This is a genomic window from Paenibacillus lupini (assembly GCF_011761355.1).
GTDB lineage: Bacteria > Bacillota > Bacilli > Paenibacillales > Paenibacillaceae > Pristimantibacillus > Pristimantibacillus lupini.
Map to the genome: position 1 here is coordinate 37,404 of NZ_JAASRW010000014.1, position 26,342 is coordinate 63,745.

At 46.4% G+C, this 26,342-nt stretch carries 44 protein-coding genes; 42 read left to right on the top strand and 2 right to left on the bottom strand.

Going from position 1 to position 26,342, the window contains the following annotated elements; all coding sequences use genetic code 11:
* The first annotated feature begins 25 nt into the window (after nt 1-25).
* The 39 genes from FHS17_RS29280 (at nt 26) to FHS17_RS29470 (ending at nt 22,431) form a co-directional block, all read left to right on the top strand.
* Complete coding sequence (locus tag FHS17_RS29280) at nt 26-940, top strand: ABC transporter permease subunit (RefSeq protein WP_167282843.1); 915 nt, start codon at nt 26-28, stop codon at nt 938-940.
* Complete coding sequence (locus tag FHS17_RS29285) at nt 940-1,734, top strand: ABC transporter ATP-binding protein (RefSeq protein WP_167282845.1); 795 nt, start codon at nt 940-942, stop codon at nt 1,732-1,734. Before FHS17_RS29280 ends, FHS17_RS29285 begins: the two co-directional genes overlap by 1 nt.
* 397 nt (nt 1,735-2,131) lie before the next feature.
* Complete coding sequence (gene rpsJ, locus FHS17_RS29290; RefSeq protein ID WP_005544556.1) at nt 2,132-2,440, top strand: 30S ribosomal protein S10; 309 nt, start codon at nt 2,132-2,134, stop codon at nt 2,438-2,440.
* 39 nt (nt 2,441-2,479) lie between these two features.
* Nucleotides 2,480-3,103: a 50S ribosomal protein L3 gene (gene rplC / locus FHS17_RS29295; RefSeq protein WP_167282847.1), complete on the top strand. Its 624-nt coding sequence runs from the start codon at nt 2,480-2,482 to the stop codon at nt 3,101-3,103.
* 28 nt (nt 3,104-3,131) lie between these two features.
* Entirely contained in the window at nt 3,132-3,755 is a 624-nt protein-coding gene (gene rplD, locus FHS17_RS29300; protein ID WP_167282849.1) for a 50S ribosomal protein L4, read from the top strand.
* A complete protein-coding gene (gene rplW / locus FHS17_RS29305; RefSeq protein WP_015847222.1) occupies nt 3,755-4,048 on the top strand; it encodes a 50S ribosomal protein L23 in 294 nt (97 codons plus the stop codon). The genes rplD and rplW overlap by 1 nt, the downstream gene beginning before the upstream one ends.
* A gap of 17 nt (nt 4,049-4,065) precedes the next feature.
* Complete coding sequence (rplB, locus tag FHS17_RS29310) at nt 4,066-4,896, top strand: 50S ribosomal protein L2 (protein ID WP_167282850.1); 831 nt, start codon at nt 4,066-4,068, stop codon at nt 4,894-4,896.
* Between the two features lie 66 nt (nt 4,897-4,962).
* On the top strand, nt 4,963-5,241 hold the full coding sequence (gene rpsS / locus FHS17_RS29315) for a 30S ribosomal protein S19 (protein WP_167282852.1): 279 nt from the start codon (nt 4,963-4,965) through the stop codon (nt 5,239-5,241).
* 42 nt (nt 5,242-5,283) lie between these two features.
* On the top strand, nt 5,284-5,619 hold the full coding sequence (gene rplV / locus FHS17_RS29320) for a 50S ribosomal protein L22 (protein WP_015847219.1): 336 nt from the start codon (nt 5,284-5,286) through the stop codon (nt 5,617-5,619).
* 13 nt (nt 5,620-5,632) lie between these two features.
* Nucleotides 5,633-6,295, top strand: a complete 663-nt coding sequence (rpsC, locus tag FHS17_RS29325; RefSeq protein WP_167282856.1) for a 30S ribosomal protein S3 — start codon at nt 5,633-5,635, stop codon at nt 6,293-6,295.
* 2 nt (nt 6,296-6,297) lie between these two features.
* The gene (rplP, locus tag FHS17_RS29330; protein ID WP_091190717.1) at nt 6,298-6,732 is read left to right on the top strand and encodes a 50S ribosomal protein L16; all 435 of its coding nucleotides are present in this window, start codon (nt 6,298-6,300) and stop codon (nt 6,730-6,732) included.
* On the top strand, nt 6,722-6,922 hold the full coding sequence (gene rpmC, locus FHS17_RS29335) for a 50S ribosomal protein L29 (protein ID WP_167282859.1): 201 nt from the start codon (nt 6,722-6,724) through the stop codon (nt 6,920-6,922). Before rplP ends, rpmC begins: the two co-directional genes overlap by 11 nt.
* 50 nt (nt 6,923-6,972) lie before the next feature.
* Nucleotides 6,973-7,236 (top strand): 30S ribosomal protein S17, encoded by a 264-nt coding sequence (rpsQ, locus tag FHS17_RS29340; RefSeq protein WP_167282861.1) that lies wholly within the window; start codon nt 6,973-6,975, stop codon nt 7,234-7,236.
* A 46-nt stretch (nt 7,237-7,282) separates the two neighbouring features.
* The gene (rplN, locus tag FHS17_RS29345; protein WP_015847214.1) at nt 7,283-7,651 is read left to right on the top strand and encodes a 50S ribosomal protein L14; all 369 of its coding nucleotides are present in this window, start codon (nt 7,283-7,285) and stop codon (nt 7,649-7,651) included.
* A 58-nt stretch (nt 7,652-7,709) separates the two neighbouring features.
* Entirely contained in the window at nt 7,710-8,063 is a 354-nt protein-coding gene (gene rplX / locus FHS17_RS29350; RefSeq protein ID WP_208420626.1) for a 50S ribosomal protein L24, read from the top strand.
* A gap of 30 nt (nt 8,064-8,093) precedes the next feature.
* Complete coding sequence (gene rplE, locus FHS17_RS29355; RefSeq protein ID WP_167282865.1) at nt 8,094-8,636, top strand: 50S ribosomal protein L5; 543 nt, start codon at nt 8,094-8,096, stop codon at nt 8,634-8,636.
* A gap of 26 nt (nt 8,637-8,662) precedes the next feature.
* On the top strand, nt 8,663-8,848 hold the full coding sequence (locus tag FHS17_RS29360) for a type Z 30S ribosomal protein S14 (RefSeq protein WP_015847211.1): 186 nt from the start codon (nt 8,663-8,665) through the stop codon (nt 8,846-8,848).
* Nucleotides 8,849-8,879: 31 nt separating this feature from the next.
* Complete coding sequence (gene rpsH / locus FHS17_RS29365) at nt 8,880-9,278, top strand: 30S ribosomal protein S8 (protein ID WP_167282869.1); 399 nt, start codon at nt 8,880-8,882, stop codon at nt 9,276-9,278.
* Nucleotides 9,279-9,308: 30 nt separating this feature from the next.
* A complete protein-coding gene (gene rplF, locus FHS17_RS29370; protein ID WP_167282873.1) occupies nt 9,309-9,851 on the top strand; it encodes a 50S ribosomal protein L6 in 543 nt (180 codons plus the stop codon).
* A 61-nt stretch (nt 9,852-9,912) separates the two neighbouring features.
* A complete protein-coding gene (gene rplR, locus FHS17_RS29375) occupies nt 9,913-10,281 on the top strand; it encodes a 50S ribosomal protein L18 (protein ID WP_167282877.1) in 369 nt (122 codons plus the stop codon).
* Nucleotides 10,282-10,311: 30 nt separating this feature from the next.
* Nucleotides 10,312-10,809, top strand: a complete 498-nt coding sequence (gene rpsE, locus FHS17_RS29380; RefSeq protein WP_167282881.1) for a 30S ribosomal protein S5 — start codon at nt 10,312-10,314, stop codon at nt 10,807-10,809.
* A 13-nt stretch (nt 10,810-10,822) separates the two neighbouring features.
* Nucleotides 10,823-11,002 carry a 50S ribosomal protein L30 gene (gene rpmD, locus FHS17_RS29385; RefSeq protein WP_167282884.1) on the top strand — a complete coding sequence of 60 codons (180 nt, stop codon included), beginning with the start codon at nt 10,823-10,825 and terminating at the stop codon, nt 11,000-11,002.
* 44 nt (nt 11,003-11,046) lie between these two features.
* Nucleotides 11,047-11,487 (top strand): 50S ribosomal protein L15, encoded by a 441-nt coding sequence (gene rplO / locus FHS17_RS29390; protein WP_167282888.1) that lies wholly within the window; start codon nt 11,047-11,049, stop codon nt 11,485-11,487.
* Nucleotides 11,488-12,789 (top strand): preprotein translocase subunit SecY, encoded by a 1,302-nt coding sequence (gene secY, locus FHS17_RS29395; protein WP_167282890.1) that lies wholly within the window; start codon nt 11,488-11,490, stop codon nt 12,787-12,789.
* 87 nt (nt 12,790-12,876) lie between these two features.
* The gene (locus FHS17_RS29400) at nt 12,877-13,527 is read left to right on the top strand and encodes an adenylate kinase (RefSeq protein WP_167282892.1); all 651 of its coding nucleotides are present in this window, start codon (nt 12,877-12,879) and stop codon (nt 13,525-13,527) included.
* Nucleotides 13,527-14,285 carry a type I methionyl aminopeptidase gene (map, locus tag FHS17_RS29405; RefSeq protein ID WP_167282894.1) on the top strand — a complete coding sequence of 253 codons (759 nt, stop codon included), beginning with the start codon at nt 13,527-13,529 and terminating at the stop codon, nt 14,283-14,285. Before FHS17_RS29400 ends, map begins: the two co-directional genes overlap by 1 nt.
* 6 nt (nt 14,286-14,291) lie before the next feature.
* Complete coding sequence (locus FHS17_RS29410; RefSeq protein ID WP_167282896.1) at nt 14,292-14,573, top strand: KOW domain-containing RNA-binding protein; 282 nt, start codon at nt 14,292-14,294, stop codon at nt 14,571-14,573.
* Nucleotides 14,574-14,575: 2 nt separating this feature from the next.
* Entirely contained in the window at nt 14,576-14,791 is a 216-nt protein-coding gene (gene infA / locus FHS17_RS29415; RefSeq protein WP_167282898.1) for a translation initiation factor IF-1, read from the top strand.
* 44 nt (nt 14,792-14,835) lie between these two features.
* Nucleotides 14,836-14,949 (top strand): 50S ribosomal protein L36, encoded by a 114-nt coding sequence (rpmJ, locus tag FHS17_RS29420; protein ID WP_003333770.1) that lies wholly within the window; start codon nt 14,836-14,838, stop codon nt 14,947-14,949.
* Between the two features lie 18 nt (nt 14,950-14,967).
* Entirely contained in the window at nt 14,968-15,336 is a 369-nt protein-coding gene (gene rpsM, locus FHS17_RS29425) for a 30S ribosomal protein S13 (protein ID WP_091190746.1), read from the top strand.
* A 20-nt stretch (nt 15,337-15,356) separates the two neighbouring features.
* The gene (rpsK, locus tag FHS17_RS29430; RefSeq protein WP_148933645.1) at nt 15,357-15,752 is read left to right on the top strand and encodes a 30S ribosomal protein S11; all 396 of its coding nucleotides are present in this window, start codon (nt 15,357-15,359) and stop codon (nt 15,750-15,752) included.
* A gap of 125 nt (nt 15,753-15,877) precedes the next feature.
* Nucleotides 15,878-16,822 (top strand): DNA-directed RNA polymerase subunit alpha, encoded by a 945-nt coding sequence (locus FHS17_RS29435; protein WP_015847197.1) that lies wholly within the window; start codon nt 15,878-15,880, stop codon nt 16,820-16,822.
* Nucleotides 16,823-16,870: 48 nt separating this feature from the next.
* Nucleotides 16,871-17,236 (top strand): 50S ribosomal protein L17, encoded by a 366-nt coding sequence (gene rplQ, locus FHS17_RS29440; RefSeq protein WP_167282899.1) that lies wholly within the window; start codon nt 16,871-16,873, stop codon nt 17,234-17,236.
* Between the two features lie 383 nt (nt 17,237-17,619).
* The gene (gene truA, locus FHS17_RS29445; protein WP_167282901.1) at nt 17,620-18,366 is read left to right on the top strand and encodes a tRNA pseudouridine(38-40) synthase TruA; all 747 of its coding nucleotides are present in this window, start codon (nt 17,620-17,622) and stop codon (nt 18,364-18,366) included.
* A 190-nt stretch (nt 18,367-18,556) separates the two neighbouring features.
* Nucleotides 18,557-18,994, top strand: a complete 438-nt coding sequence (rplM, locus tag FHS17_RS29450) for a 50S ribosomal protein L13 (RefSeq protein ID WP_167282903.1) — start codon at nt 18,557-18,559, stop codon at nt 18,992-18,994.
* A gap of 18 nt (nt 18,995-19,012) precedes the next feature.
* A complete protein-coding gene (gene rpsI / locus FHS17_RS29455; protein ID WP_015847193.1) occupies nt 19,013-19,405 on the top strand; it encodes a 30S ribosomal protein S9 in 393 nt (130 codons plus the stop codon).
* Between the two features lie 210 nt (nt 19,406-19,615).
* Complete coding sequence (locus tag FHS17_RS29460; RefSeq protein WP_167282905.1) at nt 19,616-20,311, top strand: phosphoadenylyl-sulfate reductase; 696 nt, start codon at nt 19,616-19,618, stop codon at nt 20,309-20,311.
* A gap of 151 nt (nt 20,312-20,462) precedes the next feature.
* Nucleotides 20,463-21,233: an N-acetylmuramoyl-L-alanine amidase CwlD gene (cwlD, locus tag FHS17_RS29465; protein WP_167282907.1), complete on the top strand. Its 771-nt coding sequence runs from the start codon at nt 20,463-20,465 to the stop codon at nt 21,231-21,233.
* A gap of 94 nt (nt 21,234-21,327) precedes the next feature.
* A complete protein-coding gene (locus tag FHS17_RS29470) occupies nt 21,328-22,431 on the top strand; it encodes an Mrp/NBP35 family ATP-binding protein (RefSeq protein WP_167282909.1) in 1,104 nt (367 codons plus the stop codon).
* 91 nt (nt 22,432-22,522) lie between these two features.
* Here FHS17_RS29470 and gerD read toward each other — a convergent pair whose 3' ends face one another.
* A complete protein-coding gene (gerD, locus tag FHS17_RS29475) occupies nt 22,523-23,218 on the bottom strand; it encodes a spore germination lipoprotein GerD (RefSeq protein WP_243865601.1) in 696 nt (231 codons plus the stop codon).
* A gap of 184 nt (nt 23,219-23,402) precedes the next feature.
* On the opposite strand from gerD, the gene FHS17_RS29480 reads away from it, so the two are divergent.
* Entirely contained in the window at nt 23,403-24,026 is a 624-nt protein-coding gene (locus tag FHS17_RS29480; protein WP_167282911.1) for a KinB-signaling pathway activation protein, read from the top strand.
* Nucleotides 24,027-24,028: 2 nt separating this feature from the next.
* Here the strand turns inward: FHS17_RS29480 and pdaB are convergent, their stop codons facing one another.
* Nucleotides 24,029-24,853 (bottom strand): polysaccharide deacetylase family sporulation protein PdaB, encoded by an 825-nt coding sequence (gene pdaB / locus FHS17_RS29485; protein ID WP_167282913.1) that lies wholly within the window; start codon nt 24,851-24,853, stop codon nt 24,029-24,031.
* Nucleotides 24,854-25,106: 253 nt separating this feature from the next.
* On the opposite strand from pdaB, the gene FHS17_RS29490 reads away from it, so the two are divergent.
* Together FHS17_RS29490 and FHS17_RS29495 are read left to right on the top strand one after the other, a co-directional pair.
* Nucleotides 25,107-25,730 (top strand): stage II sporulation protein M, encoded by a 624-nt coding sequence (locus tag FHS17_RS29490; protein WP_167282915.1) that lies wholly within the window; start codon nt 25,107-25,109, stop codon nt 25,728-25,730.
* A gap of 132 nt (nt 25,731-25,862) precedes the next feature.
* Nucleotides 25,863-26,084, top strand: coding sequence for a hypothetical protein (locus tag FHS17_RS29495; RefSeq protein ID WP_015847185.1), 222 nt, complete (start codon nt 25,863-25,865; stop codon nt 26,082-26,084).
* Nucleotides 26,085-26,342: the final 258 nt, after the last annotated feature.

Below are 26,342 nucleotides of genomic sequence, written 5' to 3' on the forward strand. Positions count from 1 at the left end.
CTTATTATGTGGAGGAGGTGCCCCGGTGCCAGTATGGTTAAATGGTGCTTTTGAGCTTGGTTTACTTTACTCATTAATGGCTCTTGGCGTCTATATTACATTTCGCATCCTAGATTTTCCCGATCTCACGGTTGATGCAAGCTTTACAACCGGAGCAGGGGTAGCAGCAGTTCTGATTACGAACGGCACTTCGCCATGGCTAGCATGTCTTGCGGCATTTGGCGCCGGAGCTGCCGCAGGTGCAATTACAGGTTTGCTGCATACGAAAGGTAGAATTAATGGACTATTGTCCGGTATTCTTATGATGATTGCGTTATATTCGATTAATATGCGGATCATGGGCAAGCCGAATATCGGTTTAATGGGAACGGATATCTCCACAGTGTTCTCTGGAGCTAAGGTACTTTTACTTATGCCGATCATTGTTATTATCATTAAGCTTTTGCTTGATTTGTTCTTTAAGACCGATTTGGGTTTAAGCTTACGCGCTACAGGTGATAACGAACGAATGATTCGGAGCTTTGGTACGAATACAGATACGACGAAAATTTTGGGCATATCACTCTCGAACGGTCTTGTCGCTTTATCAGGGTCGTTTGTTGCACAACAAAGTGGATTTGCGGATATCTCTATGGGCGTTGGTATGATCGTTATCGGTCTGGCATCGGTCATTATCGGCGAAGCGTTGTTTGGTGGAAGAACTGTATTCCGGGCAACATTGGCTGTCATTCTTGGATCGATTATTTATCGTATTATTATCGGTCTTGCTTATCAGAGTGAATTCCTTGAGGTATCGGATCTTAAGTTAATCACTGCCGTGATCGTAATAATTGCTCTAGTCTTCCCATCTATACAGAAATCGTGGAAGCAGAAAGTTCTAGCTCGCAAACGGACGGCAGCTCTATTGAATAGCGTTGAACAGAAGGGGGGCAGTCGCTGATGCTGGAAATTGTAAAAGTATCAAAGCTGTTCAACCCGGGAACATTAGATGAAAAAACAGCACTAGTAAACGCAAATCTGGCGATGAAGCCGGGGGATTTTATTACGGTAATCGGCAGTAACGGAGCAGGCAAATCAACCTTAATGAATATCATCTCTGGTGTAATGAAGCCGGACATCGGCGAAGTCCGGATTGAAGGCAAGAATATAAGCAGCCTTCCAGAGTACCGCAGAAGTAAATGGATCGGACGAGTATTCCAGGACCCTATGGCAGGTACTGCACCACGTATGTCTATAGAAGAGAATTTATCAATGGCTTATACACGTGGTAAGCAGCGTGGATTCTCTCTCGCAATTAACAGTGTTCGTCGTAAATTGTTCCGGGAGCAGCTTTCTCGTCTTGGCATTGGGCTTGAGAATCGATTAAGCGCTAAGGTAGGATTATTATCTGGTGGTGAACGACAAGCACTAAGCCTGTTGATGGCTACTTTCACGAAACCTCAGATTCTGCTCCTCGATGAACATACAGCGGCACTAGATCCAGCACGTGCAGAGTTAATTACAACTCTGACTGAAACACTAGTTCGTGAGATGAACCTGACTACTCTTATGGTTACCCATAACATGGAGCAAGCTATCCGACTTGGTAACCGATTAATCATGATGGACAAAGGGAAGATTATTCTCGAGGTTAATGAGGATCGGAAGAAAGATCTGACCGTGGAGCGTTTGCTTGGCGAGTTCGAACAGATCAGTGGTAAGAAGATGGCAGACGACCGTGTGGTATTGGGTTAATAGCTTCATAATAGAAACGCATAGGAACGCAATGACGTTAATTCGTCATTGCGTTTCTTCTATTATATAGAAGCAATTCAACAGGACAAAAATGGATTTGGAAGTGTGGACGAAATCGTGTATGATAGGCGAAGTGGAAAACACGGTTCGTCCTTAAGGGGCGGAAAACGGGAAAGTCGAACGAGCGCGTTACACCAAGCTGAGTAATGATAGGAAAAGCCATAACTTTCCCTTGCATTTGCCCAGCTGTTTCGGTATAATATTGAATGTTGGTCTGTGACGTTGCGATGATGTGAGAGGTTGCCGACACACCCGGCCCCTTTGCCATGGGGCATGTGCCGGGTTTTCTCACGGAGTATGTCCGATAAGAAATTGGGCGATAGAAGGAGGGACTTATATGGCAAAGCAAAAGATTCGTATTCGCTTGAAAGCATACGATCACAGAATTCTTGATCAATCCGCTGAGAAAATCGTGGAAACAGCAAAACGTTCCGGTGCAGGCGTATCCGGGCCGATTCCGCTTCCTACGGAAAAGCAAATCATCACTATTCTCCGTGCGGTGCACAAGTACAAGGATTCCCGGGAGCAATTCGAAATGCGTACACATAAACGCTTGATCGATATTGTTAACCCAACGCCGCAAACGGTTGATGCGTTGATGCGCCTGGATTTACCATCCGGTGTAGATATCGAAATCAAACTGTAATAAGTATATTTGATTATTGAAAGGAAATGAGGTGTCAACATGAAAGGTATCTTAGGCAAAAAACTTGGTATGACGCAAGTGTTCACCGCTGAAGGTAATGTCGTTCCAGTAACGGTTATCGAAGCTGGTCCTTGTGTAGTTCTCCAGAAGAAAGATCAAGAGAACGATGGTTATGAAGCCGTACAATTCGGTTTCTCCGATAAGAAAGAGTCTAGAGCGATTAAGCCGGAAATCGGCCACGCGAAGAAAGCTAATACAGCTCCTAAGCGCTACGTTCGTGAAATTCGCGGTATTAATCTGGGCGAATATGAAGTTGGCCAAGAAGTGAAGGCTGATTTGTTCGTAGCAGGCGAGTTTGTTGACGTAACAGGTATTTCGAAAGGTAAAGGTTTTGCCGGCGTTATCAAACGTTGGGGACAAAGCACGGGTCCTATGGCCCACGGTTCCCGTTACCATCGTGGTCCTGGTTCCATGGGTTCCATTCAAGCGAACCGCGTACCAAAAGGTAAACACCTTCCTGGTCACATGGGTCATGAGACAATTACGATCCAAAAACTCGAAATTATCCGTGTAGACGCTGAGCGTAATGTGCTTCTCGTTAAAGGTTCCATTCCTGGTCCTAAAAACGGTTTCGTTAAAGTAAAACAAACAGTTAAGAACTAATTGCTTATAAAGAAAGGAGGAACATAAAATGCCTAAAGTTACACTTTATAACGTGAGTGGATCTGAAGTTGGTCAAATCGAATTGGCAGATAGCGTATTCGGTATCCAACCTAACTCTCATGTTCTGCATAGCGCTGTGTTGCTTCAGCAAGCTGCTGAGCGCGCAGGCACGCACAAAACTAAAGGACGCTCCGAAGTACGTGGCGGCGGTCGTAAACCTTGGAAACAAAAAGGTACTGGCCGTGCTCGTCAAGGTAGCATTCGTTCGCCACAATGGGTTGGCGGCGGTACAGTATTTGGACCGACACCACGCTCGTATGGCTTCAAACTTCCTAAGAAGGTTCGCCGTCTGGCGATTAAATCCGCTTTGTCTTCGAAAGTGATCGCTAACGAAATCGTCGTTCTTGATCAACTGGCATTCGCGGCTCCTAAAACGAAGGAATTCGTAGCAATGTTGAACAACCTAAAAGTTGACCGCAAAGCACTTGTTGTTTTGCCAACTTATGATGACAATGTAGCATTGTCGGCTCGCAATATCCCAGGTGTTAAATTCGTCGCTGCTGACGGCATTAATGTTCTGGATGTATTGGTGCATGACAAGCTCATCATCACGAAAGAAGCCGTAGAGAAAGTACAGGAGGTGTTTGCATAATGAAAGATCCTCGCGATATTATCAAACGCCCTGTTATTACGGAACGCACAAGTGACTTCATGGCCGTTAAACGCTATGTATTCGAAGTTGACCTTCGTGCTAACAAAACCGAAATTAAAGATGCTATCGAGCAAATCTTTAAAGTAAAAGTAACGAGCGTTAATACAATGCGTGTTGCCGGTAAGCCGAAACGCTACGGTAAATACAACGGTTATAGACCTGATTGGAAAAAAGCAATCGTTCAGCTTAGCGCTGAGAGCAAAGAACTTGAATTCTTTGAAACGTCTGTTTAGAAAAGGAGGGAAACTAAGTGCCAATTAAAAAGTACAAACCGACATCCCCGGCTCGTCGTAACATGTCCGTTTCGACTTTTGAAGAGATCACAACAAGCACACCGGAGAAATCCTTGCTTGCACCACTTTTCAAAAGAGCTGGTCGTAATAACCAAGGTAAAATTACAGTTCGTCACCATGGCGGCGGACACAAACGTAAATACCGTATTATCGACTTCAAACGTACTAAAGATGGTGTTGTAGGTAAAGTAGCTTCGGTTGAATACGATCCGAACCGTACTTCCAACATCGCTTTGATTCATTACCTTGATGGTGAGAAAGCTTACATTATCGCACCTAAAGGTCTGAAAGTTGGAGATCAAGTCGTTTCTGGACCTGATGCTGACATCAAAATCGGTAACGCGTTGCCACTTATCAACATTCCAGTAGGTACGGTTATCCACAATATCGAATTGAAACCAGGCAAAGGCGGCCAATTGGTTCGCGCAGCTGGTACAGATGCTCAACTTCTTGGTAAAGAAGGCGACTATGTATCCGTTCGTCTGACATCTGGTGAAGTTCGTCGTATTCTGAGCACTTGCCGTGCAACAATCGGTTCTGTTGGTAACGAAGATCACGAACTCGTGAAAATCGGTAAAGCCGGCCGTTCCCGTTGGATGGGCAAACGTCCTGAAGTCCGCGGCGTAGTAATGAACCCTAACGATCACCCACACGGTGGTGGTGAAGGCCGTGCTCCAATCGGTCGTAAATCCCCTATGTCTCCTTGGGGCAAACCGACTCTTGGTTACAAAACACGCAAGAAGAAAAAAGCATCGAGCCAATATATTATTCGTCGTCGTACGAAGTAATAAACGCTTGTTTGCAAGCTGCGTGACCGATGGTCGCGCTACGTTTCCGCGAAGGGAGGACTCCAAATGGGTCGCAGTTTGAAAAAAGGTCCGTTTATTGACGGCCACCTGCTTAAAAAAGTCGAGGTTTTGAACGAAACGAATAAAAAAGTCGTTATCAAAACATGGTCCCGTCGCTCGACAATTTTCCCACAATTCATTGGTCACACGATTGCAGTCTATGACGGCCGCAAGCATGTACCAGTTTATGTAACGGAAGATATGGTTGGACACAAGTTCGGTGAGTTTGCACCAACTCGTACCTATAAAGGCCATGACGATGACAGAAAGACAGGCAAAAGATAGTTTGCCTAGAACATTTTTTAATGTATGAGAGGAGGTTCATCCATGCCAGAAGCTAAAGCGCACGCTAATTTCGTACGCATTGCTCCTCGTAAAGCACAGTTAGTTGCGGACTTGATCCGTGGCAAACAAGTAGGTGAAGCGATCGCGATTTTGCGTCATACACCGAAATCTGCTTCCCCAATCCTGGAGAAGTTGCTGAACTCTGCTATTGCTAACGCTGAGCATAACTACCAATTGGACGTGAACAAACTGGTTATCACGCAAGCATTCGTGAACCAAGGTCCGACAATGAAACGTTTCCGCCCTCGTGCAATGGGACGTGCAAGCCGGATTAACAAAAGAACCAGCCACATCACATTGGTTGTATCTGAAAAATAAGGAGGGATAACGTGTGGGTCAAAAGGTAAATCCGGTCGGCCTGCGTATCGGGATCATCCGTGATTGGGAATCCAAATGGTACGCTGGTAAAGACTTCGGCGATCTTCTTATGGAAGACGTTAAAATTCGTGAGTACCTCAAGAACAAACTTAAAGATGCGGCAGTATCCCACATCGAGATCGAGCGTGCGGCTAACCGCGTTAACGTAACGATCCAAACTGCTAAACCAGGCATGGTTATCGGCAAAGGCGGTTCCGAAGTGGAAGGCCTTCGCACAGAGCTTGGTAAGATCACTAAAGGCAAAAAAGTACACATTAACATTTCCGAAATCAAACAAGCAGATCTGGACGCTATTCTTGTAGCTGAAAGCATCGCGCAACAACTGGAACGTCGTGTTTCTTTCCGTCGTGCTTTGAAACAAGCGATCCAACGTTCGATGCGCGCAGGCGCTAAAGGGATTAAGACTGCTGTCAGCGGTCGTCTCGGCGGTGCTGAAATTGCTCGTTCGGAAGGCTACAGCGAAGGTACAGTACCGCTTCATACGCTCCGTGCAGATATCGATTATGGCACAGCTGAAGCTCATACAACTTACGGCCGTATCGGCGTAAAAGTATGGATCTACCGCGGTGAAGTCCTTCCAGCTAAGAAGAAAGCTCCCCAGGAAGGAGGCAACTAATCATGTTGGTACCTAAACGTGTCAAACATCGTAAGCAACAACGTGGAAGCATGAGAGGTCGCGCTAAAGGCGGCACTGAAGTAGCTTTCGGCGAATACGGCTTACAAGCTCTTGAACCAACTTGGATTACGAACCGTCAAATTGAAGCGGCTCGTATTGCAATGACTCGTTACATCAAACGTGGCGGTAAAGTGTGGATTAAAATCTTCCCACATAAACCGATCACTCAAAAGCCTCTCGAAGTTCGGATGGGTAGCGGTAAAGGTAACGTTGAGAAGTGGGTTGCAGTTGTGAAACCAGGCAAGATCATGTTCGAACTGGCTGGTGTTTCCGAAGAAGTCGCTCGTGAAGCGATGCGCCTCGCGTCCCACAAACTGCCGATCAAAACGAAGTTCGTGAAACGCGAAGAAGTAGGTGGTGAAGCAAATGAAAGCTAGTGATTTTCGCAACCTAACCTCTGCTGAGATTGAACAAAAAATTGCTGGTTTTAAAGAAGAGCTTTTCAACCTTCGTTTCCAATTGGCAACTGGCCAACTGGAAAGCCCGACACGTATTCGTGACGTGCGTAAGAATATCGCTCGCGCTAAAACCATTTTGCATGAAAGACAACTCGGTATCAGCAGCTAAATAGCTGTCCTTGACTAAGGATTACCAAGGTTTAAGGAAGGAGGCAGAACATGAGCGAACGCAATGCCCGCAAAGTTCAAATCGGTAAGGTCGTTAGCGATAAAATGGACAAAACAATCGTTGTTGCTGTTGAAACATACAAAAAACATGATTTGTACCATAAACGCATCAAGTACACGAAAAAGTTCAAAGCGCATGATGAGAACAATCAAGCGAAAATTGGCGACATCGTGAAAATCATGGAGACTCGTCCGCTGTCGAAAGATAAACGCTTCAGACTTGTTGAAGTTGTAGAAGTGGCGATTGTCCTTTAATATGTAGTATAGTGAATGAGCATTTTTCCGGAAGGAGGACGATGAAATGATTCAACCATTTACTCGTTTGCGTGTTGCGGACAACTCCGGCGCTAAAGAATTGATGTGTATCCGTGTTCTTGGCGGTACTGGACGTCGTGTAGGTGCTATCGGCGACCTGATCGTATGTTCCGTGAAACAAGCAACACCAGGCGGCGTTGTCAAAAAAGGCGACGTTGTTAAAGCAGTTATCGTTCGTACGAAGCGTGCGGTTCGTCGTAAAGACGGTTCCTACATCGCATTCGATGAGAATGCAGCTGTAATCGTTAAAGAAGATAAAAGCCCGCGGGGTACTCGTATTTTTGGACCTGTTGCCCGTGAGCTGCGCGATAAAGATTTCATGAAAATCGTATCGCTTGCACCAGAGGTTATCTAATACAGTCCCTGAAAGGGTCGCAATAGCTTGATTATCAAGCATGCAGGAGGTGTAACTCATGCCAAGGCTGAAAAAAATTCTTGAATCGCATAACAACAAGCTGCACGTCAAAAAAGACGACACAATCATTGTCATCTCCGGTAAGGACAAAGGCAAAAAAGGTCGTGTAATCGCTGCGTATCCGCGTGAAAACCGCGTTCTCGTAGAAGGCGTCAACTTCGTTAAAAAGCATACTCGTCCATCCCAAGTGAATCCACAAGGTGGAATCATCGAGCAAGAAGCGCCGATTCACGTTTCGAACGTGATGCACATTGATCCGAAGAGTGGCAAAGTAACTCGTATCGGATACAAAGTGTTGGACAACGGCAAAAAAGTTCGGTTCGCAAAACGTTCCGGCGAAGTAATCGACTAATCGTTACTGTAGGAAGGAGGTCCATAAAAAATGGCAGCAAGATTGAAAGATAAATTTCTTAACGAAATTACGCCTGCATTGATGCAGAAGTTTAGTTATACGACTGTAATGCAAGTGCCGAAGATCGAGAAAGTTGTCATCAACATGGGTGTTGGCGAAGCTGTTGCTAACTCCAAAGTGCTTGATGTCGCTGTCGACGAACTTCGTCAAATCTCCGGTCAAAAGCCGGTTGTAACTCGTGCGAAGAAGTCCATCGCTGGCTTCAAACTTCGTGAGAACATGCCAATCGGGGTTAAAGTTACACTGCGCGGCGAGCGCATGTACTACTTCCTTGACAAGCTGTTCAACATCTCGCTTCCACGCGTACGTGACTTCCGCGGTGTATCGACGAAAGCATTCGACGGTCGCGGTAACTATACGCTTGGCTTGAAAGAGCAATTGATCTTCCCTGAGATCGAGTATGATAAAGTTGATAAAGTTCGTGGTATGGACATCGTCATCGTCACGACGGCAAAAACGGACGAAGAATCTCGTGAACTGCTTACCCAAATGGGCATGCCGTTTGCGAAGTAATCCACTTTTAGGAGGTGTAATACCCAGTGGCAAAAACTTCGATGAAAGTGAAGCAACAACGTACACCGAAATTCCAAGTGCGTGCCTACACGCGCTGTGAACGTTGTGGCCGTCCGCACTCTGTTTTGCAAAAGTTTAAAATTTGTCGGATTTGTTTCCGCGAGTTAGCATACAAAGGCCAGATTCCTGGCGTTAAAAAAGCAAGCTGGTAATCAGCCTAGTTCGGGAAGGAGGTTAACACAAATGGTTATGTCTGATCCGATTGCAGATATGCTGACGCGCATTCGCAACGCGAATGTCGTTCGTCACGAAACCGTGGAATTGCCCGCTTCGAAAGTAAAGAAGCAAATCGCTGAGATTCTGAAACGCGAGGGCTTCATCCGCGATGCTGAGTATATCGAAGACAACAAACAAGGGATGATCCGTATTTTCTTGAAATACGGCCCTAACCAAGAGCGCGTTATCACTGGTCTGAAACGTATTTCTAAACCAGGTCTGCGCGTTTATACAAAATCGACTGAAGTCCCTCGCGTTTTGGGTGGTCTGGGAATTGCTATCATTTCCACATCCAAAGGGATTATGACCGATAAAGAAGCACGCCAAGGTAAAGCAGGCGGCGAAGTCGTTTGCTACGTTTGGTAATTAACTAGTCACAAGATTGGAGGTGTAACAATGTCCCGTATTGGTCGCAAACCGATTCAAGTGCCAGCTGGCGTAAGCATTAACTTGGATAACACGGTTATTACTGTAAAAGGACCGAAAGGATCGCTTTCCCGCGAAATTCACAAAGATATGAAAGTGAACGTTGCTGAGAACGAGATCGTTATCGAACGTCCTTCTGACAATAAATTGCATCGTTCTTTGCACGGCACAACGCGCAGCGTCATCGCTAACATGGTGAGCGGTGTTACTGAAGGCTTCTCGAAAAACTTGGAGCTGGTAGGCGTTGGTTACCGTGCGAATAAAACTGGCGATAAGATCGTTCTTAACGTTGGTTATTCCCACCCAGTGGAGATTGCACCTGAAGCAGGTATTGAGTTCGAAGTTCCAGCGAACACGAAGATTACTGTTCGCGGTATCGACAAAGAGCGCGTAGGCGCTGTTGCTGCTCAAATCCGCTCCGTACGTGAACCAGAACCTTACAAAGGTAAAGGTATCAAGTATGAAGGCGAACGCATCATCCGCAAAGAAGGTAAAGCTGGTAAGAAGAAATAAGCAGTCTGATTGGGCTGCTTAAAATAGCGGTATAAGGCATAAGGAAAGGAGTGAACCTTGAATGATTACGAAAGGCGATAAAAACAAGGCTCGTCTGAAAAGACACCTGCGTGTTCGTAAAAAAATCAACGGTACTGTTGCTCGTCCACGTCTCTCTGTATTCCGTTCAGCTAAACATATCTATGTTCAACTGATTGACGATGTACAAGGCGTAACGATTGCTTCCGCGTCCACACAAGACAAAGAACTGGCAGCATCGATCGGCAACGGCGGTAGCGTAGAAGCTGCTCGTCAAGTAGGACAATTGATTGCACAACGCGCTCAAGCGAAAGGGTTGACCCAAATCGTATTTGACCGTGGTGGTTACTTGTATCATGGCAGAATTCAGGCGCTTGCTGACGCAGCACGCGAAGCTGGTCTGGAATTCTAGTCGAATTTACTTATAAGGAGGTTAATCGACTTGCGTGTAGATCCAAATACGTTAGAACTGACTGAAAAAGTTGTCCATATCAACCGTGTATCTAAAGTTGTTAAGGGCGGACGTCGTTTCAGCTTTAGTGCGCTCGTAGTTGTCGGCGACGGCAATGGCTATGTAGGCGCAGGGATCGGTAAAGCGGGCGAAGTACCTGATGCGATTCGCAAAGGTATCGATGACGCTAAGAAAAACCTGATCCACGTTCCACTCGTAGGAACAACAATTCCACATCTTGTAATTGGACACTTCGGTGCAGGGGAAGTTCTCTTGAAACCGGCATCCAAAGGTACAGGTGTTATCGCCGGCGGTCCTGTTCGTGCAGTACTCGAACTGGCTGGTGTAGGCGATATCCTGACGAAATCGCTTGGTTCTTCGAACTCCATGAACATGGTAAACGCAACGCTTGAAGGCCTTTCCCGCCTGAAACGTGCGGAAGATGTTGCTAAGCTTCGTGGTAAAACTGTCGAAGAGCTGTTAGGTTAAGGAGGGGAATAGGATGGCAAAATTGCAAATCACCCTCGTTCGCAGTTTGATCGGCCGCAACGAGAAACAACGTGCTACTGTTGAATCCTTCGGTTTGAAGAAAATTCGTCAATCCGTTGTTTTGAACGACAGCGAGGCTGTTCGCGGCATGGTTAATGCTGTAAGCCACTTGGTTAAAGTAGAAGAAGTGTAAGCTGAACGCTTGCTACAAGAAATAAATAAGGAGGTGCAAGAACGATGAAATTGCATGAACTCGCACCAGCACCAGGCTCCACGCAAGTGGGTAAGCGTAAAGGTCGCGGTATTGGCTCCGGCAATGGTAAAACTGCAGGTCGTGGTCATAAAGGTCAAAATGCTCGTTCCGGCGGCGGTGTACGTCCTGGATTCGAGGGTGGCCAAAACCCATTGTACCGTCGTTTGCCGAAACGTGGTTTCAACAACCGTTTCCGTACGGAGTACGCTATCGTGAACATTGAAGAGTTGAATAACTTTGCAGCAGGTACCGAAGTTACTCCAGAAGTTCTTATTGAGCAAGGGATCATCAAAAATCCTTTGGCTGGCATTAAGATTTTGGGTAATGGCGAAATTACGGTTCAATTGACTGTTAAAGCAAACAAGTTCTCTCAATCTGCGGTAGAGAAAATCCAGGCTGCCGGCGGTAAAACCGAGGTGATCTAATTGTTCAACACCGTGTCCAACATTTGGAAAGTGGCGGATTTGCGCAGGCGGATCCTCTTCACCCTTTTCATTCTGCTTGTTTATCGCATCGGAGCATTTATTCCGGCGCCAGGCGTTAACAAAGATGTATTCAAACAGATTGACCAAACCGGTGTGAATCTGTTCGGTTTGCTTAACACGTTCTCCGGCGGGGCCCTGTTCCAATTCTCAATCTTTGCGATTGGTATCGCTCCATACATTACAGCTTCGATCATCGTGCAGCTGTTATCGATGGACGTTATCCCTAAATTCGCCGAATGGGCGAAGGAAGGCGAGAACGGGAAAAAGAAGCTCGCGCAGATTACACGTTACGGCACGGTAATCCTTGGTTTATTGCAAGGTTTTGCAACAGCAATCGGCTTCAATCGTCAATACAACTATGAGATGGTACCTGGTGCAAATTTTGTAGATTACTTGCTTATCGCTATCGTACTGACAGCGGGCGTATCATTCCTGATGTGGCTTGGTGAGCAGATTACAGAACGTGGTATCGGTAACGGTATTTCGATTCTGATCTTTGCCGCCATCGCAGCAAGCATTCCACAACATTTCCGTACGATTTACCAAACAGAATTTGTTGGCCAAGACGGCAACTTGTTCTGGAGTATCGGCAAGGTTGTACTGATCGCTCTGGCGATTGTACTGATTATTGTAGGGGTTATCTTCGTACAACAAGGTATCCGTAAAATTCCGGTTCAATATGCTAAACGTGTAGTTGGACGGAAGATGTATGGTGGTCAATCGACTCACATACCAATGAAAGTGAACGGTGCAGGTGTTATTCCGGTCATTTTCGCAATTTCGTTATTGATGTTCCCGGCAACAATCGCACAATTTTGGGCTGGTGCCGCTTGGGCTGATTGGATCACGCAGAACTTAACTTATACCAAACCGCTTGGCATGGTACTTTATGTTCTGTTGATTATCGGGTTCACGTTCTTCTATACATTCGTACAGATCAATCCGGTTCAAATGGCGGATCAAATGAAGAAGAACGGTGGTTACATTCCAGGCATTCGTCCTGGCAAACCAACATCTTCTTACTTGACTCGCGTATTGTCGCGGATAACACTGACGGGTGCGATTTTCCTGGCCGTTATCTCCTTGTTGCCGGTGCTGTTCGGTGAAATCGCCGGATTGCCAGCTTCGGTAAGACTGGGCGGTACCTCGCTTCTTATCGTCATCGGTGTTGCACTTGATACGATGAAGCAAATCGAGAGCCAGTTGATAAAACGCCATTACAAAGGGTTTATCAATAAATAACAATAGGTTCCGACCGGGCTTCCGTAACGTCGCATGCGATGGACGGAACCCGCACGAGCCTATTGTGCTTAAAGCGAGGAAGACGGAATGAACATTTTATTCATGGGTCCTCCGGGGGCCGGTAAAGGGACGCAAGCAGAACGTATCGTTGAAGAGTTTGGCATTCCGCATATCTCGACAGGCGATGCATTCCGTCTTGCGATGAAACAGGGGACTCCGCTCGGTCTTAAAGCGAAAGAGTTTGTCGATCAAGGACTGCTCGTTCCCGATGAGATTACGAACGGTATTGTCAAAGAGCGTCTTGCTCAAGACGATTGTAATAAAGGTTTCTTGCTCGATGGTTTTCCACGTACGCTGCAGCAAGCCGAAGCGCTTGATGTTATGCTGACAGAATTGAACCGCGGCATTGACCATGTTGTTAATTTGAAGGTTGATCGCGGCTTGCTGCTTGCTCGTCTGACTGGACGTCGCATTTGTAAAGCATGCGGATCAACGTACCATGTAATGTTCAACGCACCGAAACAAGAAGGCGTCTGCGACAAATGCGGCGGCGAATTGTACCAACGGTCGGATGACACGGAAGAGAAAGTCGGAACGCGTCTTGACGAGTATATCTCGAAAACCGCACCACTTCTCGACTACTACAATGGTAAAGGTCTACTTTGCGAAGTCGACGGCGAGAAGGAAATCGATACGGTTACGACTGAGATTGTTTCCTGCTTGCGAGGTTCATTGTAATGATCATTTGCAAATCCGAATCGGAGCTGCGATATATGAGGGAAGCCGGCCGCATTGTTGCGGAGACACATCGGATTATGGCTGAAGCGGTTAAACCCGGGGTAACTACCCAGGAACTTGATCAGCTGGCCGAAGCGTACATTCGCAGTCAAGGCGCTGAGCCATCCTTCAAAGGTTACAATGGTTTTCCTGCCAGCATTTGCGCTTCTGTAAATGACGAGCTGGTACACGGTTTTCCCGGACCTCGTAAGTTGAACGAAGGCGATATTATAAGCATCGACATTGGAGCGCAGTATAAAGGCTATCATGGTGATTCGGCTTGGACTTACCCGGTCGGCAACGTCTCGGATGAAGTCAAGCGATTACTTGAGGTGACAGAACAGTCTCTGTACGCAGGACTGAATCTGATCCGCCCAGATGTTCGTTTATTTACAATATCGCATGCGGTTCAACAGGTTGCCGAAGCGGCGGGCTTTTCGATTGTAAGGGAATTTGTCGGACACGGTATTGGCAAGGACCTCCACGAGGAACCGCAAATTCCGAATTACGGCATTCCGGATCGCGGGCCACGTCTTAAGCCAGGAATGGTGCTTTGCATCGAACCTATGGTCAACATCGGCGAACGTTACGTTCGTACGCTTGAAGACAATTGGACGGTCGTAACGGAAGACGGCTCCTGGTGCGCTCACTTCGAGCACACGGTTGCCGTAACGGAGGACGGATTCGAAATTTTGACGAAACTACCGCATTCGGTGTAATCTGTTATGGATAAACAACCGCAAATCGGTCAAATCGTCAAGGTGCTTCGGGGCAAGGATGAGAACAGCTATGCTGTTATTATTGACATTGTTGACGAACGCTTCGTTCTTATCGTCGATGGCGATAAACGCAGGTTTGATCAACCGAAGAAAAAGAACGTTCTGCATCTCGAGTTACAACCCGCTATAAGCAGCGAAGTTACAAGCAGCTTGCTTGAAACGGGCAGGGTGACCAATGCCAAGTTACGTTATGTGATTCAGAAGTACGCACATGCGAAAGGAGAATGACGGTGGCTAAGGAAGACGTCATTGAGGTCGAAGGTACGGTAATTGAACCGCTGCCGAATGCCATGTTCAAGGTGGAGCTGGAGAACGGTCATCAAATTCTCGCACATGTTTCCGGTAAGCTCAGAATGCATTTCATCCCTATTTTGACTGGGGACAAAGTGGTTATACAGTTATCGCCTTATGATTTATCAAGAGGGCGCATCACCTATCGGAAGTAGACCGCCTGCGGTTTACTTGCGAAGGATTCGGGAGGTAATTCACAATGAAGGTTAGACCTTCGGTAAAGCCGATTTGCGAAAAATGCAAAGTCATTCGTCGTAAAGGCAACGTTATGGTAATTTGTGAAAATCCGAAACACAAACAAAAACAAGGATAAAAGGAGGGACAACGGCCTATGGCACGTATAGCTGGTGTAGACTTGCCGCGTGATAAACGCGTCGAAATCGCCCTGACATACATTTTCGGTATTGGCAAAACAACTTCGCAAAAAATCTTGAGCTCTGCTGGCGTTAACGCTGACACTCGTGTTCGCGATCTGACAGAAGACGAGCTTGCGAAATTGCGTGAAGCAATTGACAAATCCGTTAAAGTGGAAGGCGACCTGCGTCGTGAAATTTCGCTTAACATTAAACGCCTGATCGAGATCGGTTGCTACCGTGGTGTTCGTCACCGTCGTGGTTTGCCTGTTCGTGGTCAACGCACGAAAACAAATGCGCGTACGCGTAAAGGTCCTCGTCGGACTGTAGCTAACAAAAAGAAATAATAAAGGGGTGAAATAGGGCAATGGCTAAACCTAAAAAAGTCGTTCGTACAAAACGTCGTGACCGGAAAAATATTGAGTCGGGCGTAGCACACATCCGTTCGACATTCAATAACACGATCGTAACGATCACTGACCCACATGGCAACGCAATCTCTTGGGCAAGCTCCGGTAACCTGGGCTTCAAAGGTTCGCGTAAATCCACGCCTTTCGCAGCTCAAATGGCAGCTGAATCTGCAGCTAAAGCAGCGATGGAACATGGCATGAAAGCTGTTGAGGTTATGGTTAAAGGTCCTGGCGCAGGCCGCGAAGCAGCGATTCGTTCGCTTCAAGCAGCTGGTCTGGAAGTTAACCTGATTAAAGACGTAACGCCAGTTCCTCACAACGGATGCCGTCCGCCAAAACGTCGTCGCGTATAGTTGGGTCCGCTGTGGTATCAAATAACAACAACTTGTGAATAATGGTTGTGAAGGTTTGGCATACTACGAGATTTGACTACACAAAACGAAGGTAACGGAGCGACGTTTGAAGGAGGGTACTATTAGTGATTGAGATCGAAAAGCCGAAAATCGAGACCGTAGATTTGAATGAGGATGGAACTTACGGGCGTTTCGTAGTAGAACCGCTCGAGCGTGGATATGGCACGACGCTTGGAAATTCGCTTCGCCGAATTTTATTGTCCTCGCTGCCGGGCGCGGCAGTAACATCTGTTCAAATCGACGGAGTGCTTCACGAGTTCTCTACGGTTCCAGGAGTGATCGAGGACGTAACTGAGATCATTCTGAACTTGAAAGGCCTCTCGTTGAAAATCCACTCCGATGAAGAAAAGGTGCTGGAAATCGACGCTGAAGGCGAAGGAATCGTTACGGCAGGGGATATTCGAGCTGACAGCGATGTCGAGATTTTGAACCCTGATCTTCACATCGCAACCTTGGCCTCCGGCGCGCGGCTCCATTTGCGAATTTTTGCCAATCGCGGACGTGGTTACGTCCAAGCGGACCGTAACAAACGGGACGATCAACCGATTGGGGTTATTCCCGTTGATTCGATTTACACGCCAATTACCCGTGTCAATTACAGCGTTGAAAATACCCGCGTTGGTCAAGTAACCAACTACGACAAGCTCACGCTTGAAGTATGGACTGACGGTAGTATCAGACCGGAAGAGGCTGTAAGCCTTGGCGCTAAAATTTTGACCGAGCATTTGGACCTGTTCGTCGGATTGACCGATGAAGCCAAAGACGCGGAAATCATGGTCGAGAAGGAAGAGGACAAGAAAGAGAAAGTTCTGGAGATGACTATCGAAGAACTGGATCTTTCCGTGCGTTCCTACAACTGCTTGAAACGTGCAGGCATTAACACTGTTCAAGAGCTGATTACGAAATCCGAAGAGGATATGATGAAGGTTCGTAACCTGGGCCGTAAGTCCCTTGAGGAAGTTCAAGAGAAGCTCGAAGAGCTTGGTCTTGGCCTTCGCATGGAAGAGTAGAATCTTGAGCATCTAGAACAGACTATAGGCAAGGGAGGGGAAATCAAGATGGCATATCAAAAATTGGGCCGTGACGCTAGCGCGCGGAAAGCACTTTTCCGTGACCTCGTTACTGACCTATTCCTGTATGAGCGCATTCAAACAACAGAAGCTAAAGCGAAAGAGGTTCGTTCGATCGCTGAAAAACTGATCACGAAAGCGAAAAAAGGTGACTTGCACGCTCGTCGTCAAGTAGCTGCTTACGTTCGTCGTGAAACTGTTGACGGAGAGCAAGATGCAATCCAAAAACTGTTCTCCGATCTGGCCACCCGTTACTCGGAACGTGCGGGCGGATACACACGGATTTTGAAACTAGGACCTCGCCGTGGCGACGCTGCGCCTATGGTGTACCTGGAACTGGTTGACCGTGCGTAACACAAGCGTAATCAGCTCGCCGCTCTGAGCGGAGAGCTACGTTTCGCGGTGAGAAAGGGTGGACCCTTGAGGCCACCTTTTTTTATTGCCCTGCATTGAAGGAGTGCTACAGTGGCTTATTGTTGTCCTGCATAAAAGTTTTTGCCTCGACCGCTGTTGTTATCGAATTTCTTCATCACACTCGCTTAAGCGGTTGAAATTCGATAACAAAGGCGGACGCTAACGCTTCATCGGTCAAAACCTTTTATTCCGAACAGCTGCCAGTGTCGCAACTTCATGCTTGGCAAGAAAAAAGAGCGGCCGAAAAGGGTTCACCCTTTTGAATTTAAGGGGATTGAATGTTAATTACGTGTGTTATTAACATATGGGGGAGGTGGTGAAGGATGAGGAATATAGCAGTAACGGTAAGCTACGACGGGACGGACTTTAACGGGTTTCAGTCTCAGCCGTTCGGAAGGACCATCCAGCAAGAGATCGAGCTGGGGATCAAAAAGCTGACCGGTGAGGATCTTATCATTATCGGATCTGGCAGAACGGATGCCGGCGTGCATGCAACGGGACAAGTATTCAACTTCCATACGGAGTCGGCGATTCCAGCGGAACGTTGGGCGATTGCTTTGAATACCCGGCTGCCGAAGGATATTGTTATTACAGATGCCTATGAGGTACCTGAACAATTCCATTCGAGACGCTCAGCTAAACGGAAGACTTATCGCTATACGATTGATATGGGGAAGTTTCCGGATGTGTTCTACCGCCGTTATGCATTCCATCATCCCACACCACTTAATGTTGAAGCGATGCAGCAAGGGCTTAGCTGCCTTGTGGGGGAGCATGACTTCACTTCATTTACATCTATTCACTCGACCAAGCCGCATCATGTACGGACCATCTACGAGGCTTATTTCGAGCGTGAGGGACAAATGCTCCATATGTATATGACCGGTAACGGGTTTCTTTATAACATGATTAGAATCGTGATGGGCACGCTGCTTCATGTCGGCCACGGGAAGCTAAAGCCCGAAGATATGGCGCGCATATTGGACGGTCGTAAACGGTCTCTCGCAGGGCCAACAGCGATGCCTCATGGTCTTTCGTTAATGAAAGTCGATTATCCGGACAAAATGTAATTTACATTTAATAACTTCTTGATTTAGGCCATTATCTATAGTAGAATATAACTTGTGCTTTCTTAGTGGCTATCCCACAGCCCCGACTGAGACTGTCACAAACTTGGCATGCAACATCTGAATCAACTAAAGCAAACGTGAAACGTTGTTTAATAAAATTTTAACTGTAACGGATATAAGGAGGATCTCCATGCGTACTACGTATATGGCTAAGCCAAATGAAGTTGAGCGCAAATGGCACATCATTGATGCTGCTGGTAAAACGCTCGGCCGTCTGGCTACTGAAGCTGCTAGCCTGATCCGCGGCAAGCACAAACCGCAATTTACTCCTCACGTTGATACTGGCGATTTTGTTATCGTAATCAACGCTGATAAAGTTGTACTGACTGGTAAGAAAATGCAAAACAAAATGTACTACCGTCACTCGGGTTACTCTGGTGGTTTGAAAGTAACTCCAGCTCACGAGATGATCGCTAAAAAAGCTGACCGCGCTATCGAATTGGCAGTTCACGGCATGTTGCCAAAAACTCGTCAAGGTAACGCAATGAAACTTAGACTTAAAGCATACGCTGGTTCGGAGCATCCGCATCAAGCACAAAATCCAGAAGTTTACGAACTTCGCGGTTAATAAGGGGAGGACAGTTTCATGGCACAAGTTCAATACTATGGAACCGGTCGTCGTAAACACTCTGTTGCACGTGTACGTTTGGTGCCAGGTGAAGGACGAATCATTGTAAACAAACGCGACTTGAACGAATATTTTGGTCTAGAAACATTGAAGCTGATTGTTAAGCAACCATTGGTTCTGACTGAAACTTTGAACAACTACGACGTTATCGTAATCGCTAACGGCGGCGGTATGTCTGGTCAAGCTGGCGCTATCCGCCACGGTATCTCCCGCGCTCTGCTTAAAGCAGACCCTGAGTTCCGCCCAGCTCTGAAACGTGCTGGCTTCCTGACTCGTGACCCACGTATGAAAGAACGTAAAAAATACGGTCTTAAAGCGGCTCGTCGCGCGCCACAATTCTCGAAACGTTAATATTTTATCGAACACCTTCTCCGCTTTGCGGAGGAGGTGTTTTTGCGTTTTATACAATTTACATGAAGGTTGCTGCTTGGTTTAATGGATGAGCTCTCAGAACTTTATTTCATATTGGTGAAAACTTATTATTGATCATTTTAACGTTAGAACGTATACTTTATTTAATAGCATATGAGCTTACTTGGAATTACAAAGGGAGGGAAAACCATGAACCTGTTTGAAAAGGAAGCTTTAGTAAAACAAAAAGCAGAAGAGCTTGAAAATGCGACGCCAGAAGAAATTTTGGCCTACGCAGTTGAAGCATTTCCTAATATTACGTTTGCATGCAGCTTTGGCGCTGAAGACGTTGTACTTGTAGACATGCTGCAAAAAGTCAGCCCGAAAACAGATATTTTCTATTTGGATACGGACTTCCACTTCAAAGAAACATACGAAACGCGTGATCGTATGGTGGAACGTTACCCTGGCATTCCATTCGTAGAAGTAAAACCATTGATTACTCCTGAAGAGCAAGCTGCACAGCATGGTGAAGAACTGTGGAAATCTGATGCTAACGCTTGCTGCAATATCCGTAAAGTTGAACCATTAACAAGAATCTTGAGCAAATACAATGCTTGGATTACGGGTATCCGCCGTGATCAAGCTCCAACTCGTGCGAACGCTAAGAAAGTAGAATACGATACGAAATTTGGTCTGATTAAATTCAACCCGATAGCAGGTTGGACTTCGGAAGACGTATGGAACTACATTCGTGAGAATGATGTGATCTACAATCCGCTGCATGATCAAAACTACCCAAGTATCGGCTGCGAATATTGCACACGCAAAGTTATGCCTGGTGAAGATCCACGTGCAGGACGTTGGGCTGGCCAAGAGAAAACGGAATGTGGTTTGCATAAATAAGTTTTTCTGATGGAAGCTTGTCGGAGCAGCCAGTAGATTTATTTTCAATCATTAGGCTTAAGCGATTGAATGCCTGGCCATCATAAACAACCATCTCGTCCCATATAAATGATTAAGAGATCATTTGTTGGGGAAACGGGGTGGTTTTTTTATGCGCCGAAAACGTTTAGTTGTATGGATGACCTATAAGGGAGCACTCCGCATAGCAGCCGGGTTATCTGCGCTTGTGTTGACCTGGATAATACTTGCCCAAGGTGGGGAACCTGTGTCTCGGACCTGGTCGTATTGGACACTGCCTTTATCAGGGAAGACAATTGCGATTGATGCGGGGCATGGAGGCGTTGACGGAGGAGCTGTAAGTAAAGAGGGAGTTGTAGAGAAGGATCTGAATTTGGCTATTGCTTTATATTTGAGGGACTATCTACAGCAGGCGGGTGCCATTGTGGTCATGACGAGAGAAGGGGATTATGATCTTGCGAATCAGGATACCCGAGGTTACTCCAAGCGTAAGACAGAGGATTTGATACAACGTGTAACTAATATTAAAGAAAGCAAACCTAGCCTTGTAGTCAGTATTCATATGAACAGTATTCCTTCGGAGAAATGGTCAGGAGCCCAAACCTTCTTTAACCCTGCTAATCATCCGGACAACCAGGTACTAGCGACCTTTATTCAGAATGAGATCCGTCGCAACTTGGAGAATACAAGCCGGGTAGCGGTGAAGGATAAGAATAATGTGTATCTTCTTAAGGCACTCGATGAAATCCCGACCGCACTCGTTGAAGTAGGGTTTCTTTCGAATCCGGGGGAAGCATTACGGCTTGCGGATTCTGAATATCAGCGGAAGGTAGCGGCTTCCATTTATCAAGGTGTGCTTCGTTATTCATCTGGGGAGAAGCTGAGTGAAAATACCGCGAATTAACCTTGTCCCGCTTAATATGCTATAATCATTACAAATAAGCGGCCTTTCTGAAGCTTACAATTATCACTCTCTTACATAAAGGTGGGACTCATTCATGTTAACACGTGAACAAGCGTTGGAAGCCGTTGGTGAAGTAACGGCGAAATATAGCGCGGACTCGCTCGCAGTCCGCGATGTTGTTGTGAAGGACCGTCAAGTTTCGATGACGGTCCTTACTGCCAGCGAGGAGGTACGTCCCTCGCTGGAAGCCGCGCTGCGCGAAGCGCTCGCGCGGGCTGGCGCCGAAACCGTGCATTGCCGGTTTCGTGCGCTCGATGGCGGCGCGGGCGCAGCAGCTGCCGCGCCGCAAGGCCAAGCCGGCGGCAAGGCTCAGCCAGCCGCCGCTTCAAGCACCAGCCCCGTACAAGGGCACGGGGCTGGGCTTGATAACCCGCTGCTCGATCCAGCCAGCGGGGTGCAGTTCATTGCCGTCGCCAGTGGTAAAGGCGGCGTCGGAAAGTCGACGGTGACCGTGAATCTGGCGGTCGCCTTAGCCCGCAAGGGCAAACGCGTCGGGATCATCGACGCGGATATTTACGGCTTCAGTGTGCCCGATATGATGGGCATCGAGAATCGTCCGGAGATTGTGAACGAACGGGTTATTCCGATTGAACGCTTCGGTGTTAAAGTGATGTCGATGGGCTTCTTTGTAGAGGACAACAGCCCAATCGTATGGCGTGGGCCAATGCTCGGCAAGATGCTTCGCAATTTCTTTGCCGAGATCGAGTGGGGAGAGCTGGATTACCTGCTGCTTGATCTTCCGCCTGGAACAGGCGACGTGGCACTGGATGTTCACCAGATCATTCCGCAAAGCAAAGAAATTATCGTTACAACCCCTCATGCAACGGCAGCATTTGTAGCAGCCCGTGCAGGTGCAATGGCGATAAAGACTAAGCACGAAATTATCGGTGTAGTCGAGAACATGTCTTACTACAAATGCAGTAAATGCGGCGAGCCGGAGTACATCTTCGGACGAGGTGGTGGTGCTCGACTCGCGGAGTCCTTGCATGCTGAGCTGATGGCACAAATTCCACTTGGACAACCGGACAACCATATTTCAGAACCTGATTTCTCTCCTTCCGTTTATAAGGCGGAGTCCGAGACAGGTGAACTTTACCTCAACATCGCGGAGCAGGTCATTCAGAAATGCGGCCGTTAAAATAAAAAACGTGCAAGGGGGAGAGAGCTGAAGTGCTCTCGATCCTGCACGTTTTTTTATTCCTGTCTAACCCTAACCGCTAATCTAATGGCTAAGTCGATTGCTCTCCTTCACCATCACTTCCGCCTTCTTCACTTTGTTTATCTTCCTCGGAGGAACTATCGTCACCGCTACCGCTGTCCTGTTTTTTCTCAACTTTCTCGTCTGGTTTAGGCTTAAGCTCTTCTTGCACTGCTTTTTTCATCAGATCAAGCACTTCCAGGCGGAACAGTGGATTTTGCATCGATTCCTGCATAAGGGACATGACTTGCTTCTTATACTGCGTGCTTTGTAACACCTCGAGAATCATCTTGTCCATTTCCGGTGTCTTCATTGCTTTAATCATCGCCTCTTGATAAGACGGATCCTTCATCAATTCCTTGTGAATATCCTTGTTCTGTTTGTTTACGGATTTGGCGAATTCACCTGCAAAGCGGGTATCTGTCATTAACGTCTTGATGACCTTATCATACTCTGGGGAGACCATTACATCTTTTACTGCTAACCGAACCTGTTCTTGATCCTGTACCGATAACAGCTTGGTACCACTACCGTTATAACCAGACATTTGCTGTGCCGATTCCTGCAATGCCTTTTGTGCATCTTCCGTTTTCAGTATATCGATGACCATTGACTTCATATCCTTGTAGCTGATCTGCTGGTTACCTCCGGATGATTCCGCACCGCAGCTCGTTAAGACGAATGATAGGGCGGAAAGCGCCGTTAATAAAGCCAGTCGCATACGCATGCATCCACGATCTCCCTTCTATAACACCATAGCTGAATTTATCCGTAGTATGTGTTAATGTTCACGGGATTATCATGGCTTCGTGGTTAGCTTTTTATGACGAACGTGGTAAAATAATGGATGGTGCAGGAAAGCGCTTATTTTGCGCGGACTTACGCCTAACATGAAGGAGGATCAATCGATAATGAATTTGAAAAGATGGTTTTTTCTTTTTTGGAGCTGCATGGCGGTTGGGGCCGTCATAACGGTCGTCAGCGGGTCGATTATGCAATGGACTGATACGTCCTTCGGATTTATGGGACTAGAGGCAGCTGGATTCAACGCCTTTATGATGGCGATGGTCGGCTTATTAATAGGAGCATTCAGCCAAATGGGGTTCTTTGCATATCTAACCTTAAACTACATCGCATTAAGTATTTTCCGGAAAAGCTATCTATGGAATGCTCTGCAGGGTTATACAACCGTATTTGGCGTTTTTGGTCTAGGATACATGCTTTATGAACAGCGGACAAATAACTGGTTCTTCTGGTTGCTTCCACTTGTCTTATTAGCCTGCTCCTTAGGAGTAGCTTATATTAAAGTAAAGCAAACGAATTCCACCGCTTTTGTGCCAACGGCATTCCTCATGTTCTTTATTACATTTATAGAAGCATGGCCGGCTCTGCAGGGAGAGACGAATATTTCCGCGATCGTCTTTATGATTATTCCGTTGTTTATCTGCAATGGTTATCAAATCCTCATGCTGCCAAGACTTCTGCAGAAAAAAATAACAACCGACTCTGCGACGTCCGCAAAGCCGGTTGCGTAATATTAGTAGCCTGTATCCGCAGCACTCACAGCATCCTCAAGACCAAGCATCGTAAGCGAGGTTGTTTTGTCCTGTACAGCGCGGCCTTCTGATTCTGTTTGATTAATTAATTCCGATACCGAGACGAACTCATAGCCCTTAGCACGAAGCTGATCAATAATGACAGGGAGTGCTTCATGGGTTTGTTTCACGGAATCACTGGCATGCATCAGGATGATATCGCCATTGTGGGCGCGGCTTACGACACGGTTAATAATTTTATCCGTACCGATGTTCATCCAATCAAGGGAATCCGTATCCCATTGAATAACCTTGTAGTTCAGTTCTTCAGCGATACGGAGCACCCGTTTATCGAAGTCACCATTAGGGAGCCGAATCAAATTCGGCTGCTTGCCGGTCAGATCGGATAAAATGGTATGTGCAGTCGTAATTTGCGTACGGATTTCCTCATCACTAAGCTTGCTGTAGTTATCGTGTTTGTGACCATGACTTCCGATCTCGAAGCCGTCATTTACGATATCCTTCACAATATCAGGATGGGATTGGCTCCATGGGGAGGAGAGGAAGAAGGTAGCCTGTGTAATACCCTTGTCCTTCAGCACTTTAAGGATAGGCTCTGTCCGCTTGTCCCCCCAACTGATGTCGAAAGTTAAGGCAACAACCTTTTTGTCCGTAGGGACACTGTATATTGCAGCCGGCTGCTGCGGAGCGAATACGGTGATGTTGTCTCTCTCAGCATAGATTACCCCTACAGAGAAGACGAGAGCGAGCACAATAAGGAAGTTACGTTTTAATTTCCGTCCGTTCAATACATAAAAGAAGTTCATCTGATAAGGCTCTCCTTTCTATTGAAAGCTTGTTCTAGTACAATCTATGCTCGTACACCCAAGATATTCATGGCTTGTTCAAATCAACAAAAAAGTTTACGCAAAATGCTTTCGAAGTAAGAATCATCACAATTGGCTTGTACGTTGCCGTTTGTATGATAATTCTTTAGGATAATGCATTCGAAGTAAGAATCATCACAACTGTCCTGAACGAGGCCAGTTGTATGATAATTCTTTTTAGGAGTGAATCAGCATGTTCAGATGGCGTGAAATAAAAGCACATTTCAAAATCATGAATCCCTACATAACGTTTGGATTCATTTTGTTTTTTGCAGGGCTTGTTGTTGGGGGAACCAATAGTACCTTTAGTGATTACCTGGAGCAGCAGATCAGTGCACTCGGAGATGTGGCGGAGACCCTTCAACAATCGGATAACCCAACTCTGGCCTTTATGATCTTTATCTTCCTTAACAATGCGATCAAATCCATCTTTATCATCTATATAGGTGCTATATTAGGAATAATCCCAATCTTCTTCCTTGTGCTGAACGGAATGGTTGTAGGGTTCCTGCTGCAGCATGTAGCTCAAACGAATGGTACTGGGGATATGTTTCATGTAGTGCTTGGCTTGCTGCCTCACGGTATTATTGAGATCCCTGCTATTGTAATAGCCTGTGCATACGGTATGAAATTTGGCGTTCTATTACTTAAAGCATTAGGCCGACTAATTATACCGGGTAAGGAAGCGGGTAAATCCGGTCCAGAGATTGAATATTTCATGATTCGATCGATCCCGGTTGTTGTTATTTTGACGGTTGCACTGCTTATTGCGGCTATTATTGAAAGTACAATTAGTGTTTGGGTGGGTTCGTTGTAATATTTTTCCCATTTATTGAGCATAACAGTAAAGCGGCGTCGTGATGCGTAATCGCGAAACGCCGCTTTTGCTTTTAACTGCCTCAGCAACAAGCTGCATGGCCAATACTGCTTAGGAGGGCGCTCAATAGTTATGCTAGGGATTCTATTCAACGACAAAGAATGCAAAGAACTCGATTACGTCCTGCGCAAAGAGTTAGATGAAATGCTGCTTGATCTGAATGACAATCGTTTAGACGGAGATATTAAGCAAGCAATAACGAGAAGATACAAAATCATCTTCCGTATGTATGCACGAATTGCTTCCCCGAAAGAGCTGTCACGCTATGCTCTGAATGTTCGTAATTACAGGTAGAATAATCCATTTAAAAAAGTTTAAAAAAAGGGTTGCAATCCTGTGGCCGTCCATGATATATTATCTCTTGTCGCCGCTGAGATAAACGGTAACGACACTGAAAAGAATTGTTCTTTGAAAACTGAACAACGAGCAAAACTGCCCCGTTAGAAATAACGGAAAAAGCGATAAAAACAAAGTTTGAGCAAGTCAAACAGAACCATTTCATGGAGAGTTTGATCCTGGCTCAGGACGAACGCTGGCGGCGTGCCTAATACA